The sequence below is a fragment of the Pedobacter sp. genome (genome assembly GCF_035317785.1).
Classification (GTDB): domain Bacteria; phylum Bacteroidota; class Bacteroidia; order Sphingobacteriales; family Sphingobacteriaceae; genus Pedobacter.
This window is the reverse complement of sequence record NZ_DATHGC010000059.1, coordinates 16,158-29,288: the sequence shown is the minus strand read 5'-3', so window position 1 is coordinate 29,288 and position 13,131 is coordinate 16,158. Positions and strand designations below refer to the sequence as shown.

General features: G+C 45.8%; 15 protein-coding genes. 2 read left to right on the top strand and 13 right to left on the bottom strand.

Annotated features, from left to right (window positions below; translation table 11 throughout):
- The 11 genes from VK541_RS03900 to VK541_RS03850 form a co-directional block, all read right to left on the bottom strand.
- Positions 1-1,209: amidase family protein (locus VK541_RS03900; protein ID WP_324367116.1), on the bottom strand; the 1,209-nt coding region annotated here is incomplete at its 3' end.
- 42 nt (positions 1,210-1,251) lie between these two features.
- Positions 1,252-1,464 carry a twin-arginine translocase TatA/TatE family subunit gene (locus VK541_RS03895; protein ID WP_324367114.1) on the bottom strand — a complete coding sequence of 71 codons (213 nt, stop codon included), beginning with the start codon at positions 1,462-1,464 and terminating at the stop codon, positions 1,252-1,254.
- A 10-nt stretch (positions 1,465-1,474) separates the two neighbouring features.
- Entirely contained in the window at positions 1,475-1,843 is a 369-nt protein-coding gene (locus VK541_RS03890) for a twin-arginine translocase TatA/TatE family subunit (protein ID WP_324367112.1), read from the bottom strand.
- Between the two features lie 53 nt (positions 1,844-1,896).
- Positions 1,897-3,171 carry a murein hydrolase activator EnvC family protein gene (locus VK541_RS03885; RefSeq protein ID WP_324367110.1) on the bottom strand — a complete coding sequence of 425 codons (1,275 nt, stop codon included), beginning with the start codon at positions 3,169-3,171 and terminating at the stop codon, positions 1,897-1,899.
- Between the two features lie 22 nt (positions 3,172-3,193).
- Positions 3,194-3,985, bottom strand: a complete 792-nt coding sequence (locus tag VK541_RS03880; protein WP_324367108.1) for a DUF4292 domain-containing protein — start codon at positions 3,983-3,985, stop codon at positions 3,194-3,196.
- Positions 3,963-5,015, bottom strand: a complete 1,053-nt coding sequence (locus VK541_RS03875) for a tetratricopeptide repeat protein (RefSeq protein ID WP_324367106.1) — start codon at positions 5,013-5,015, stop codon at positions 3,963-3,965. The genes VK541_RS03880 and VK541_RS03875 overlap by 23 nt, the downstream gene beginning before the upstream one ends.
- A 10-nt stretch (positions 5,016-5,025) precedes the next feature.
- A complete protein-coding gene (dut, locus tag VK541_RS03870) occupies positions 5,026-5,457 on the bottom strand; it encodes a dUTP diphosphatase (RefSeq protein WP_324367104.1) in 432 nt (143 codons plus the stop codon).
- On the bottom strand, positions 5,454-6,953 hold the full coding sequence (locus tag VK541_RS03865) for a polysaccharide biosynthesis C-terminal domain-containing protein (RefSeq protein ID WP_324367102.1): 1,500 nt from the start codon (positions 6,951-6,953) through the stop codon (positions 5,454-5,456). Before VK541_RS03865 ends, dut begins: the two co-directional genes overlap by 4 nt.
- Before the next feature lie 3 nt (positions 6,954-6,956).
- On the bottom strand, positions 6,957-7,235 hold the full coding sequence (locus tag VK541_RS03860) for an acylphosphatase (RefSeq protein ID WP_324367100.1): 279 nt from the start codon (positions 7,233-7,235) through the stop codon (positions 6,957-6,959).
- Positions 7,236-7,254: 19 nt separating this feature from the next.
- Positions 7,255-8,202 (bottom strand): nitronate monooxygenase, encoded by a 948-nt coding sequence (locus VK541_RS03855; RefSeq protein ID WP_324367099.1) that lies wholly within the window; start codon positions 8,200-8,202, stop codon positions 7,255-7,257.
- A 51-nt stretch (positions 8,203-8,253) separates the two neighbouring features.
- Complete coding sequence (locus VK541_RS03850; protein WP_324367097.1) at positions 8,254-9,432, bottom strand: amidohydrolase family protein; 1,179 nt, start codon at positions 9,430-9,432, stop codon at positions 8,254-8,256.
- 79 nt (positions 9,433-9,511) lie between these two features.
- Between VK541_RS03850 and VK541_RS03845 the strand changes: the two genes are divergently transcribed.
- Complete coding sequence (locus VK541_RS03845; RefSeq protein ID WP_324367095.1) at positions 9,512-10,201, top strand: YafY family protein; 690 nt, start codon at positions 9,512-9,514, stop codon at positions 10,199-10,201.
- A 15-nt stretch (positions 10,202-10,216) separates the two neighbouring features.
- On the opposite strand, the gene VK541_RS03840 is transcribed toward VK541_RS03845, so the two are convergent.
- Complete coding sequence (locus tag VK541_RS03840; protein ID WP_324367093.1) at positions 10,217-11,371, bottom strand: FecR family protein; 1,155 nt, start codon at positions 11,369-11,371, stop codon at positions 10,217-10,219.
- Between the two features lie 110 nt (positions 11,372-11,481).
- Positions 11,482-12,069, bottom strand: coding sequence for an RNA polymerase sigma-70 factor (locus tag VK541_RS03835; protein ID WP_324367091.1), 588 nt, complete (start codon positions 12,067-12,069; stop codon positions 11,482-11,484).
- Positions 12,070-12,508: 439 nt separating this feature from the next.
- Between VK541_RS03835 and VK541_RS03830 the strand changes: the two genes are divergently transcribed.
- The gene (locus VK541_RS03830) at positions 12,509-13,006 is read left to right on the top strand and encodes a DinB family protein (protein ID WP_324367089.1); all 498 of its coding nucleotides are present in this window, start codon (positions 12,509-12,511) and stop codon (positions 13,004-13,006) included.
- Positions 13,007-13,131: the final 125 nt, after the last annotated feature.

The window sequence follows — 13,131 nt, the reverse complement described above, 5'->3', positions numbered from 1 at the left end:
CGGAGTCACAGGAGTCACGATCACATCAAAACTATCCAACATCTGCTCCATTTTCTCCCTGATCAGCTGCCTCACCTGCTGTGCCTTTTGATAATAGGCATCATAATACCCGGCACTCAGCACAAAAGTACCCAGCAGGATTCTTTTCTTAACTTCCTCTCCAAAACCCTCAGCCCGCGAACGCTTGTACAGCTCGTTCAGACTGGTGGCTTCCAGATTGCGGTGGCCATAATGTACTCCGTCATAGCGCGACAGGTTAGACGATGCTTCGGCAGTCGTCAGCACATAATATGCCGGCACCAAATAGTCCAGCAGGTCAAAAGAAACATATTCAACCGTATGGCCCTGCGCTCTGAACCGATCAATGGCTTCCAGGATGGCTGTCTTAATATCAGGATCCAGCGCCTCACTTTCCAGCGTTTCCTTTAAAACAGCGATCTTCTTTCTACCGCCGCCGTGTTCCAAAGCATCCGAATAAGCGGGAACAGGCAGTTTAGAAACCGTGCTGTCATAATCATCGGCCCCCGCCAGTACCTCCAGCAGCAAAGCCGCATCACTTACAGATGATGTGATCGTACCCACCTGATCAAATGAAGAGGCGTAAGCGATCACGCCATACCTGGAAATCCTCCCGTAAGTAGGTTTAAAACCAATATTTCCGCAAAAAGCAGCAGGCTGCCTGACAGAGCCTCCGGTATCAGTTCCCAGTGCCGAAAGGCAAAGATCAGCCTGCACCGCAACAGCAGAACCGCCTGATGATCCGCCGGCTACCCTTTCGGTATCCGCCGCATTTTTCACCGGCCCGTAATAGGAAGTCTCATTGGAGCCGCCCATTGCAAATTCATCGCAATTCAGCCTGCCTATAATCACCGCATCCTCAGCGAGGAGCCGCTCGGTGACCGTCGCCGAATAAGGCGACACAAATCCTTCCAGCATTCTTGACGAAGCGGATACTTTGTGGTCTTTATACGAGATATTATCTTTCAAGCCTACGACCATACCTGCCAGCTTACCGGCAGTTCCCTTATCGATTTTCTCTTGTACCAGCCTGGCCTGCTCAGCCGCGGAATAAAAAAACACCTCATTGAATGCATTGAGGTGTTCATTGCCGGCTATTTGTTTAAAATAGTAATCCAGCAGCTCAGGCAAGCTCAGCTTTTTCTGATCAATAAGGGATTGTACCTCTGCTAAGGAGTTATACTTCTTCAAATTTCAAGAATACATTAAGATTAAAAACCGGATTCAGATACCTTACAAAGGTTTGTTGGTATTTGAGCTTTTTGGGTCTGCCGGATCAGATCCGTCAACACCATCTTTACCGTCTTTAAATTCTTTAATGCCTTTACCCAGGCCGCGCATTAATTCAGGGATTTTTTTACCTCCGAAAAGTAATAGTACAATTACCAGAATGATAGCGATCTCCGTGCCGCCTAATCCGGCGATTAATATAGTTGTGTTTAACATGATACTTTAGTTAAAGATTAGTTTTATCTGTTTCTATTTTCGTGTGTGCTTCTTCTTTATGAAGATCTATACCGCTGGCCTTTTCCTCAGCCGGATGCAGCTGTTCATCAAGGTAAGTTTCAGAAGGATGATGATAGTCATCCTTCACATCGCTGATCACGGAATTTACCTCTTCTTCAATACCTGCGGCATTTATATTCCTTTGGATTTCTCTTTTAACACCATCTGAAGCATCCTTAAATTCCCTGATCCCTTTCCCAAGTCCCCTTGCCAGTTCAGGTAATTTTTTACCTCCAAATAACAAAAGTACCACTGCAAGGATGAGCATGATCTCACCGCCGCCCATGTTCAGGAATTCAATTATTGTCCCTCTATACATCGTTCTGCCTATTATTGATTAGTTTATACAAATATATGAATTAATACCCATTTTTATTTCGCAATCCAGGCTTCAGGGTTCTGGGCAGCCATACCTCTTCTGATCTGGAACTGAAGCTGAGGCACACCTTCCGTTTCCGCAACTACTCCAATGGTTTGTTTGGTAGTCACATTATCTCCCTTTGACACACTCACGGATCTGAGATTTTGGTACACCGTAAAATATTCACCGTGTTTGATCAGCACGTAATATCTGCCCAGCTGCGAATCTACAGCTCTTACCTGTCCATTAAATACGGCCCTTACCGAGGCTCCTTCAGCGGTAGAAATGTTTACTCCGTCATTAGTATACGAAGCCTGTCCCTCCATATGGCGCCCAAAGTCTTCAGTTATCGTCCCAACTGCAACCGGCCAGGGAAGTGAACCCCTGTTACCCTCAAACTGCGCAGACAATCTTGCAGATTCCGGAGTAGCCGTCAGATACCCGCCGCTTGTTTTAGGCTTTGGAGCCGCGGCGACAGGTACAGGCTTATTTTCCGCCTTTGCTTTTGCAGCCGCCGCCCTTTCAGCAGCACGTTCTTCTTCTTCAGCCTTTTTCCGTGCCAGTTCGATCTCCCGGTTAATAGCCGCACGAATGCTCCTGTCCAATTGTATCTGCTGACGCTTGCGCGCCGCGATGTCCTGTCTCAGCTGCTTCTCTTGTCTGCTAAACTTGTTCAGCACCTGCGATTGCTCAGATTTGTTCTTACCCAATACATTACGCTCATTCTCCTGTTCCTGCAGCAGACTGCTTTTTTCACGCAGGTTCTTATCCAGGATCACAATTCTATAGTTCAGGTCTTTTTGCTTACCCTGAATATAATCAGCCTGTTTTTTTCGGTACTGCCCAAACTGCTGCAAATATTTGATCCGCTTATAGGCCTGGTTAAAATCTTTTGATGCAAAAATAAACATCATCTTATCGTATCCGTTTTTGTTTCGCTGCGCAAACCTGATCATACTTGCATATTCTTTTTTCAGCTGCCCCAGCTGTCCTTTGAGGTTATGTACGGTATTCGTATTCTCATGGATTTGGTTGTCCAGGTTTTTGATCTCAGAGTTGATCACCGAGATCTTGTTCTGCATCAGCCGGATCTTGGCATTCAGTGCGTTGATCTGGCTCAGGGTCAGCTTTTTATTACTTGCCGCCTTGTTTGCGTTCTTCTGCAATAAATCGATTTCACGCTGAATGGCTTCCTTTTTTCTCTTCAGCTCGGCGCTGCTCTGGCCAAAAGCGACAGAAACAGACCCCACCAAAAACAAGAATAGTAATAATTTATATGGCTTCATTTGGATCAAAAGTATAAAAAAATCAGTTTATTACCTCATACTTAACAGGAACACTAAACGGAAATTCGAGTGGAACATTACTTTCTATTTTTAAAAAATCAAGATCTATGCTGACCCTTTGCTTGCCCGCTATCGAATTGATCTTTATGCTCGAGGGGAAAAGCGCTGCATTTACTTTCTGATATGCTCCATACTCCACCTTCAGTGCCCGCCCGGTCTTCACATCGTTCAGGTTATCTTCTGCTGCTTTCAGCAGGGTATTGAACAAGACCCTGTAGGCCAGGTCCTGCTGCTGCCCGTTCAGTACCCATAGCCCATTTTCCTGTACAAGTACCGCATCCTCTTTCATAAAAGCAGCAATCGTATTGCCGGAAAAAATGGCCTGCAGCAAAGAAAAATCCACCTGGTTATTGGTATACCTATGGACGTAGCTAAACGGCTTTTTCAGATAAACACTCTGAAAATTATTTCTCACTTTGATGCTGTCCGGAGTGATCAGCGCCCTGGCCACCTCTATCCCTGCTATAGCCGTAATGCTCACCCAGATCTTTTCATCTTTCTGTATCCTGAAGTTCATCGTCACATTATTGCTGTTGCCATTGATGTTCAGACTGGCCTTTGCTTTCAGCGAAAGCGTATTAAAGGACAGATCGTTCGCACGCAGCATTTTGATGTTTTCAGATTTTTTGGTGGTGGACACCGCCGTACTGTCCGCTTGTTTTGGCAGGGACACAATTGCTTTCTTCGCCCTGCAGGCAATGGTCGTCGCAACTACAGCGATCAGCAGGAAACTATTTAATGTATTTCTTTTCATTGATCTTCTTCTTTAACCTGCCAGAGTTATTGCCTCCGGCCTGTGCCTTCTTCCATTGCAGCAGCGCTGCCTCTTTATCTCCTTTTAAAAAAAGAACATCTCCGTAACATTCCAGCACCAAAGCATTACCTTCGTCCAGCTGCATGGCAGTTTTGATATTGCTGAGCGCCTGGTCATGCTGCCCGTCATTCATCAGCGCCACCGCCATCTGGTAATATAACCCAGCCTGGCTCGGGTACAGTGATAACGCCTCCTCACCCGTCTTAATTGCATCCTTATAAGCAGCCAGGGCAATCTCCGCAGCCATCGTATGCTCCCAGGCCGCATACAACTGGTCGGTTATCTTCAAAATTGCCTTAAACTGTATCAGCGCTCCGTTCAGATCACCCTGTTTAAACAGCTTTTCCCCCTCAATCAGCATGGCCTGTTCCGAAGTGACCGCAGCCTCAAGGGCTCCCGTACCCATCAGTTCCGGCCCGGCAGTCTTTTCCTTTCCGGCCCGCGTCCTGGCCCTGATCAATGCTTCCGAACTGCCAAACTTCTTTTCCAGTTCATCATAACTTTTCAAGGCCTCTTCTGTTTTTCCTGCCAGCAAATAAGCATTTGCCCGGTCAAAATAAAATGAATCGTCATCAGGGCTCAGTCTGATCATCTGGTTAAAAACTTTCACAAGAGCATCCATATCGCCCTTACGTTTATACAGCTCGGAGAGCAATCTCCAATACCACAGATTATTGGCATCAATAGCGACAGCTTTTCTGATGGCAATCTCTGCCTCAAGAGGTTTGTTCTGCCTGAAGTTGATCACAGCCAGCTCGTAGTTTGCAGGGGCATTTTCCGGATCCAGGGCAATGATTTTACTGAAACTCTCCCCGGCCCTTGCATAATCCTCCTTGAGCTTATCCCGAAGACCTGCAAAGAAAAGTATTTTTATGGCATTTGTATCCGGCACGGACACCGCGGGTTCCTGAGCAAAAACAGCAGGCAATGCTGCTAAAAACAATACAGTTAAAAACCATTTCCCTTTCATCTTCTGTTTTTTATTTACCCGTATGCCCGTACCCGCCCGCACCGCGTGTGGTATCCGTCAGTTCGCCAACACTATTCCAGCTTACCGTTTCATGTTTGGCAATCACCATCTGTGCAATCCGGTCACCGTCGTTTACCACAAAATCAGTATCCGAAAGATTGACCAGCAGTACTTTGATCTCTCCCCTGTAATCTGCATCGATGGTGCCTGGCGAATTGACAATGCTGATCCCGTGTTTATAGGCCAATCCGCTGCGCGGACGAATCTGGGCTTCATAGCCCACCGGCAGTTCAATATGCAAACCAGTTGGAATCAAAACACGCTGCAAAGGTTTAATCGTGACTGCATTTTCTATAAAAGCACGCATGTCCATACCCGCAGCATGCTCAGTTTCGTACTGCGGCAGCGGATGTGTAGAGTTATTGATAATATTTATATTCATTTCTTTCCTAAAATAAGCTTCAGCTGATCCTTTTCAAAATAAAATACCCCGGCAGCAAAGATCAGCAGCAAGGCATTTCCAATAAAAATATTCCGGTCAAACACCCAGAATGAAAGCACCACCATGATCACCGAAACGATCAGGTAGCCAATGATCCTTTTCAGATCATAAGGTATCGGGTAGTATTTCTGTCCTAAAATATAAGAAATCACCATCATCACAAAATAAGCCAGCATAGAAACCCATGCCGAACCCATATAGCTGTATTTGGGAATCAATATAAAGTTCAGCACAATGGTGATCAGCGCACCGGCAACAGAGATGTACAAACCAAACCTCGTCTGGTCTGAGAGCCGGTACCAAATTGATAAATTCATATAAATACCCAGACAGACATAACCAAACAGCAGGTAAGGTACCGCAGGCAAACCTACCCAGTATTCGGCGATATGTTCATTGTCCCTGCTGATGAAATACTTAAGAATTTCAATATTAGCGATCAGCGCCACAAACAATAAAGCCAGGGCAATTACAAAATAATGAAGGATCACCGCATATGTTTTTTTTGCATTGGCGTTTTTAGCGTGACTGAAAAAGAAGGGTTCCGCCCCCAGTCTGAATGCGGTAATAAAGATGCTCATGAAAATGGCGATCTTGCATACCGCACCATATATACCCACCTGCCCGTCTGCTATCTCTTTTGGCAGCAGTTCGCTCAGCACGATCTTATCCAGGTTCTCATTGACAATAAAGGACAAATTTGCGACGAGTATCGGCCAGGAATAGGAAAACATTTTAACAAAAAGCGGTTTATCAAATTTAAGCTGCAGCTTTAAAAACTCCGGCACCAGCATTAACAGCGTAGCCAGGCTGGCGATAAGGTTGGAAATGAATACATAGCCTATCCACTTTTCGCGGTACCAGGTCGCCATCCAGTCTCCCAGGGGCCAGTCACGTGTGATCATTGCCGGTACCACATAAATAAACAACAGGTTAAACCCCACAAAGCAGCCGATATTTAAAAACTTAATGGTGCTGTATTTAAAAGCCTTGTCCTCCGATCTCAGTTTGGCAAAAGGGATCACACAAATGGCATCCACCACCAGGATCCAGATGAAATACTGAACATAGTGCTTATAGTCCGCAAACTGCTTTGGACTGGCTGACAGGTAATAGACTATACTGTCAGAAAACACCAGTCCGCTAATCAGGAACAGCAGCGAAATGAAGGCAATGCACAGAAATGAATTGTTGTACACCTCCTGCTTTTTATCTTCATGCTTATTCAGGTACCGGAAATAGGTACTTTCCATTCCAAATGCCAGCACCGCATTCACCAAAGAAGCATAAGCATACATTTTGGTAAATATCCCGTAAACCATTTTGGAATAGGCCTTGGTAAAAATCGGCGTTAATATAAAATTGAACAGCCTGGACAATACCGTGCTGATCCCATACACAGCCGTCTGACCAAGAAATTTTTTCAATACTGACATCCGTTACTTCTTAAGGACCACAAAATCGGTAAAATTTTTCAGTTCCCCGGGCACTGCCTCGCAGTGCTCCACCTTTGCCCGGTCCGGGCCCTCATTGCACCATTCTATAAAAGAATCCAGCTCCCATTGCTCGGCCTCGGCCTCAATATAAACGGAGCCATCTTTTTCATTCCGTACAAAACCCCTTATCCCCGACTGGTCAGCCACATACTTGGTCGTTTCCCGAAAGGTAACCCCTTGTACTTTTCCCGTAAGTGTAATATTAACGTGTACTTTCTTCATTGTATATCCTTAATCATCTTTAAAACCTCATCTCCGAGATCCGTTCCTTTTCTGTCAAAAACTCTTTCCAGATCGCGCTCAATATCTCTGCCGCAGGACGTATCTGGTCCAGCATCGCCGAAACTTGTCCGATCTCGAGCTCTCCCTGCTCCATATCCCCTTCAAACATGCCCAGCTTCGCCCTGGCACGACCCAGCAATTGCACCAGAACCTCAGTACTGGCACCCTGTGCCTCAGCCTGGCCCACAGCATCAGCAAATTCATTCTTCAGCAGCCGCACAGGAACCAGTTTCTTCATCCTGAGCCTGGTATCCCCTTCCGCAGCACCAACGATGCTGTTCTTGAAATTCGGATGCGCCGAAGACTCCTCAGCCACCGCAAACGCAGAACCGATCTGCACAGCATCAGCGCCCAAAGCCATTGCCGCCAGCATGGCTCTGCCGCTTCCGATCCCACCTGCGGCGATCACAGGAATTTTCACGCGGTCACAGATCATAGGCACCAGGCACATGGTCGTCGTCTCCTCCCTTCCATTGTGGCCGCCGGCCTCGAATCCCTCCGCCACGACTGCATCCACACCGCAAGCCTCAGCCTTCAGCGCAAATTTGCTGTTGGCTATGACATGCGCCACTGTGATTCCGTTCTTTTTCAAATATTCCGTCCAGGTCGCCGGATTTCCCGCCGAGGTAAATACGATCCTCACCTTTTCCTCCACGATGATCTTCATGATCTCTTGCACATCGGGGTACAGCAAGGGCACATTCACCGCAAAAGGCCGTTCAGTAGCCAGCTTACACTTTTGAATGTGTTTCCTCAGCACCGCCGGGTACATAGAACCGGCACCGATAATACCCAGCCCTCCGGCATTAGACACAGCCGAAGCCAGCCTCCAGCCGCTGCACCAGACCATGCCGGCCTGTACGATGGGGTATTTGATGTTAAAAAGTTCAGTGATCCTGTTGCTCATGTCATTGCAAAACTATGTTAATCTGTGCAGCTATCGGTAACGAATCCGATTTTAATACAAACGTCTCATTTCTCTTCCCAATACAATCCTCCCGTTCACTTCCTCAAAATCAAGCAGATTGATGCCGGGCCGTTTACCAGTTTCAAAACTGCCGTACCTGTCACTGATCCCTAAAAATTCTGCGCCGTTCGCGGTAGCCCACTGGATCAGCTCCTCCACCGGAATGTCAAAATTATCCTGGAGGCACAGCATCTCCGCAAAAATACTCAATCCGGTATTGCTGGCCAGGCTATCCGTTCCCAGCGTAATTTTCACCCCGGTAGCGCGCAGCATATCCACATCAGGCAACTTGTTCTCTATATATAAATTGGCATTCGGGCAAAGGCACCAGTACAAAAGCGGGTGCAAGGCTTTCGCAAACACCACGTCGGCATTACTGCTCATCGTATTGTGCACCAAAAGGGTCTTTTGCCTGTCCGACATCATCGGCAGCACCGTTTGCAGTGAGGTCTTACCGCTGGGTTCATAAAAACCGATATCTAGGCCCAAAAACTCATACAATTTTAAAAACCCGCCTTCTTTCCGCTCGAAAAAGGCGTTCTCATCAGGCGTCTCCTGGTTATGGATACTTACCGGCCCCGGCAGTTCCTCTGCCACCAAACGCAACTCTTCAAATAATTCCGCAGAAACAGAATAAGGCGCATGCGGTACGATACTGAGCGGAAAACCCTCAAATTTCTGCTTAAATTCCAGGGCCCTGTTTATTGAAGCCTTTGCTGTTGCCGGGTTAAAGCCCATCACTTCCAGGAAAGTATGGTAATAGATCGGGCTGCCGCGTTTAATCCCCGACGAAATGGCTTGATTGGAAATATCCCCGACAGCCACGATCCCGTTCTCAAGCATCTCTACATCCGCCCGCAGCATGGCCAGTTCTATGGCAGAATCGTCAGCACCCCGCAGTTTCATCACCGTCTGCACAAAATCCGTCAGCCCTGTATGCTGTTCTACCTTGCCCTTCAAGTGGGAAAGCTCCAGGTGACAGTGGGTATTGACAAATCCAGGCACCAGCAATCCTTCGTAAAAAGTGACCAGTTCTATATTTTGATTTTTAGCTTCTTCCGCGCTCAGCACCGTCCGGATCAGGCCGTCGGGGTCAATACCGATCACCCCATTTTTCAATACAGGGCCGGTAACAGGGTAAATATAGGAAGCGGACAAATACGAAATCATCCTGATATTCTCTTAAATTTCATGCCGATAAAATTACACTTTTATTTAAGTTTGCAATACCCGCCAACTCAGCAATCATATGAACCGCATAGACAGACTTTTTGGAATCCTCATCTTATTGCAAAGCAGAAAATACGTAACTGCAGAAAAAATTGCCGGTCAGTTCGACATCAGCGTGCGTACGGTCTACCGTGATGTGAAAGCACTTTCAGAGCAAGGCATCCCCATCAGTTTTGAACAGCCAAAAGGCTATTTTATTGTACAAGGTTATTTTCTTCCGCCTGTTGCTTTCACCTCAGAAGAGGCCAATGCCCTGCTGCTTATGGAGCACCTGGCGTCCCGCTTTGCCGATAAATCCATCCGGACCCACTATAACAATGCGCTCAACAAGATCAAGGGTGTACTGAAGAATACGCAAAAGGAGAAGCTTGAACTGCTCAACAAAAGCATCAAAACCCAGCTGCACCATTCTATGGACAACGAATTTGACCATTTATCAGACCTTCAGAATGCGATTTCAGGGCAGTGCATCATCCAGATCGATTATGAAAACAACAATGCAGAACCCAGCAAACGTGACGTAGAAGCTATCGGCCTGATCTTTTATGCTTTCAACTGGCACCTGATCGGCTGGTGCCACCTGCGAAATGAGTACCGGGATTTCAGGGTTTCCAGGATCGTAAAAGTTAGAAATTTAGGCATTCCATTCAGGAAAAAGGACCACATGCCCCTCAGTGATTATATGAAATTTCTCCCGGTAACTTATTAAGGCAGAACAATTTTATTAAGGCTGGACAAAGACCTTTTTGCCTTCTGTTCTGAAGTGCACACCCCCGGTCAGTTCCAGCATCTCCAGCACCTCATGCAGTTTTGCCTGACTGGAGATACTGCCGCCAAAGCGCTGTTTCCTTATCAGTCGGTCTTCATAAACTACCTCCACATTATACCTGCGGGCCAGTTTTATCATGATATTTTCAAGAGGTTCTTTCCGGAATACAAAATCGCCGTCCTTCCAGGCCACCATATCTTCAGTCTCAACCTGAACAACGTCAATTGTTTCGCCTGAACCCAGGGCCTGCTGATCTGGTCTCAGGATGACTGAACTGAATACTTTTCCGTCCTTAGCCAAGGATGATACTTTAACCGAGCCTTCCAGCAAAGTTGTTTTGACAACCAGCTCATCAACATAAGCGGATATGTTAAAATGTGTCCCCAGGACTTCTACCACCTGATTTTGTGCCGAAACTACGAAAGGATGTGCTTTATCTTTAGAAACTTCAAAGTAGGCCTCGCCGCTGAGGGAAAGCCTTCGCTTTTGTATGTCAGCGAAGACAATAGGGAATATGAGGGTTGTAGCGGCGTTTAGCCATACTTTGGTGTCATCCGACAATAAGATTTCCATTTGACCATCCCGGGGGGTGGTTATTGTATTTAATGCTCCCGGATCCATCTGGCTTACCGGGCCTGTTATTTTGCAGGTGATCAATTGCTCACCTGCCTTAATGATTTCCAGTCCTGGCTGCCGCACCAGCAGACCAATCCTGGCATCAGTTAAATTAATTTTTCTACCATCAGCCAATGTCAGCATTGCCTTGTCAGCGATCCTTCCATTCTGATCTGTCACCTGTACCATCTGCTCTTCCTTTCTGTTTTTCAGTCCGTCACCCGGTTTAAAAAACAGAACGGCGCCAAGCAAGGACGCAAAAACCGCCGCAGCCGTTCCAACACGTACTATCCACAATCTCCTTGTCCTTACCTCAGCCTCCTCCGAAAGCGTACCATATATTTTCTTGCCCATTTCTGATATTCTTTGTTCAGAAATGTCAACTTTATGTTCATTAAACTGCATATACCAGCGCTCCACCAATGCCATCTCGGCCTCAGTGCACTCTCCCTTGCTGTATCTTGCAAGTAAATCTCTAACGTTTATATTTTCCATTAAGAGTTTGAGCTATCTGATTTAAAGGTAAAACGATTCAGAAAGGAGGAACAGGAAGATTTTCTTTGAAAAAAATTGAAATAAATTACAAATTTCTGTAAATCAATATATTAAAAAGGACCGTATAAGAAATAGATGAGAATGAAAATATCTGTTTTCTTTCTCAGTATTTTGATTGCATTGCTGATCTGCTTGCTCACATTATGTTCCGAAGTATCCAGTTTTGCAGCAATTTCCTTATGCGTCAGGTTGCCTTTCCTGCTCAGCTCAAATATCTCGCGCATCTTCTTTGGAAGGGCCTGTATCTCCCTTTCAATGTAGATCATGAATTCCTTTTCCCTGATCAGGTGATCGGTATTTGAATAGCTGTTATGGAGTGCAAAATCCTGCAATGAGGTTTCCACATAATTTGAGCGGACCTTTTGATGGGCAAAGATATCCAGGATTTTGTTTCTGGCGATGGTATACAGGTAACCCGCCAGGTTGGTCGAGTTGATTTCCTGCTCCCTTCGCATCCAAAGGCCCGCAAAAAGTTCCTGGATTACATCCTTGGCCAGTTCCTCGTCCCGTAGTTTTTTATAAGCGTGGTTGAGCAGGAGATAATGATACCTGTTATAGATCTCGGTGTAGGCACGGCGATCGGATGCTTTGAGCATCCCAAGTAATTCCACATCATTAAATCTTTTATAATCAATCATTATTCCCAATTCCCTGTTTTACAAAAATCAATTATTCAAATTGAAAAATGAAATATTTCAGCCACGCTTTTATTAACAATAATCGCATTATTAAATTGCTTCTCTTTTTTGAAAAGATCCTTTTACCTTTAACTGACATTAAATCCCTTTAAATTTTCCGAATTCGATATGCCTGTTATTTTCATAGTAGCTGGATTTGGTATCCATTCTGACTGAGTGCAGGGTGAGTGCACCCTGAGTCCACGGTGAGTGCGCCTTTCTCTAGGAAAAAGGCGTACTCAGGGCGTACTCACCCGGTACTCACAGCGTACTCAGTAAGAGCGCATGTACTATTCGTAAAAAAGAAAATCACACTGCCATAGGGTTGTCAGTGGCCTGCCTTTTCTTTGTGTTATCAATCTGAAATCATCATAAATAATATAACAAAACAACAAAAGTCATGAGCAGAATTAAGCAATTTTTGAACGAACTGAACGAACAGGCATTAGTAACCCGCAAAATGCTGGAAAGGGTACCGACTGATAAATTTGGCTGGCAGCCACACCCAAAAAGCATGACCGTCAAAAGACTGGGCACCCACATTGCAGAGCTCCCTTCATGGGTCACGATGGCACTGACCACCGACGAACTGGATTTTGAGAACAACCCTTATCTGCCGGTTGATGTCAATACGACTGAAGAATTACTGGCTTATTTTGAAAGGTCCCTGGAAGATGGCAGAAGCCACCTGACCGCTGAGTATGAAAATGTACTCGATAAAGGCTGGACACTGAGAAGCGGCGAACAGATCTTCAGTGTAGATCCTAAAACTGATGTGATCAGGATGAGCATTAACCAGATCATTCACCACAGGGCCCAGCTGGGGGTATTTCTCAGGCTGCTGGACATACCGATCCCGGGAAGCTTTGGTCCAAGTGCTGACGAAATGAATTTTTAAACTCATGAAAAGCGTTTTTAAAATGGTATCCGGCATTTTAAAATGGGGTCGGATGGTCTTCAAGTTTAGCCTTTTTTGTTTTTGAACAAGGTGGTAGGGCGATGTGATTTTAAAAATCACGAGGT

Coding starts and splice junctions, on each gene's coding strand:
- VK541_RS03895 (WP_324367114.1), bottom strand. CDS start 1,464: ATGTTAAACACAACTATATTAATCGCCGGATTAGGCGGCACGGAGATC.
- VK541_RS03885 (WP_324367110.1), bottom strand. CDS start 3,171: ATGAAGCCATATAAATTATTACTATTCTTGTTTTTGGTGGGGTCTGTT.
- VK541_RS03875 (WP_324367106.1), bottom strand. CDS start 5,015: ATGAAAGGGAAATGGTTTTTAACTGTATTGTTTTTAGCAGCATTGCCT.
- VK541_RS03830 (WP_324367089.1), top strand. CDS start 12,509: ATGAGCAGAATTAAGCAATTTTTGAACGAACTGAACGAACAGGCATTA.
- VK541_RS03865 (WP_324367102.1), bottom strand. CDS start 6,953: ATGTCAGTATTGAAAAAATTTCTTGGTCAGACGGCTGTGTATGGGATC.
- VK541_RS03880 (WP_324367108.1), bottom strand. CDS start 3,985: ATGAAAAGAAATACATTAAATAGTTTCCTGCTGATCGCTGTAGTTGCG.
- VK541_RS03840 (WP_324367093.1), bottom strand. CDS start 11,371: ATGGAAAATATAAACGTTAGAGATTTACTTGCAAGATACAGCAAGGGA.
- VK541_RS03850 (WP_324367097.1), bottom strand. CDS start 9,432: ATGATTTCGTATTTGTCCGCTTCCTATATTTACCCTGTTACCGGCCCT.
- VK541_RS03855 (WP_324367099.1), bottom strand. CDS start 8,202: ATGAGCAACAGGATCACTGAACTTTTTAACATCAAATACCCCATCGTA.
- dut (WP_324367104.1), bottom strand. CDS start 5,457: ATGAATATAAATATTATCAATAACTCTACACATCCGCTGCCGCAGTAC.
- VK541_RS03890 (WP_324367112.1), bottom strand. CDS start 1,843: ATGTATAGAGGGACAATAATTGAATTCCTGAACATGGGCGGCGGTGAG.
- VK541_RS03835 (WP_324367091.1), bottom strand. CDS start 12,069: ATGATTGATTATAAAAGATTTAATGATGTGGAATTACTTGGGATGCTC.
- VK541_RS03845 (WP_324367095.1), top strand. CDS start 9,512: ATGAACCGCATAGACAGACTTTTTGGAATCCTCATCTTATTGCAAAGC.
- VK541_RS03860 (WP_324367100.1), bottom strand. CDS start 7,235: ATGAAGAAAGTACACGTTAATATTACACTTACGGGAAAAGTACAAGGG.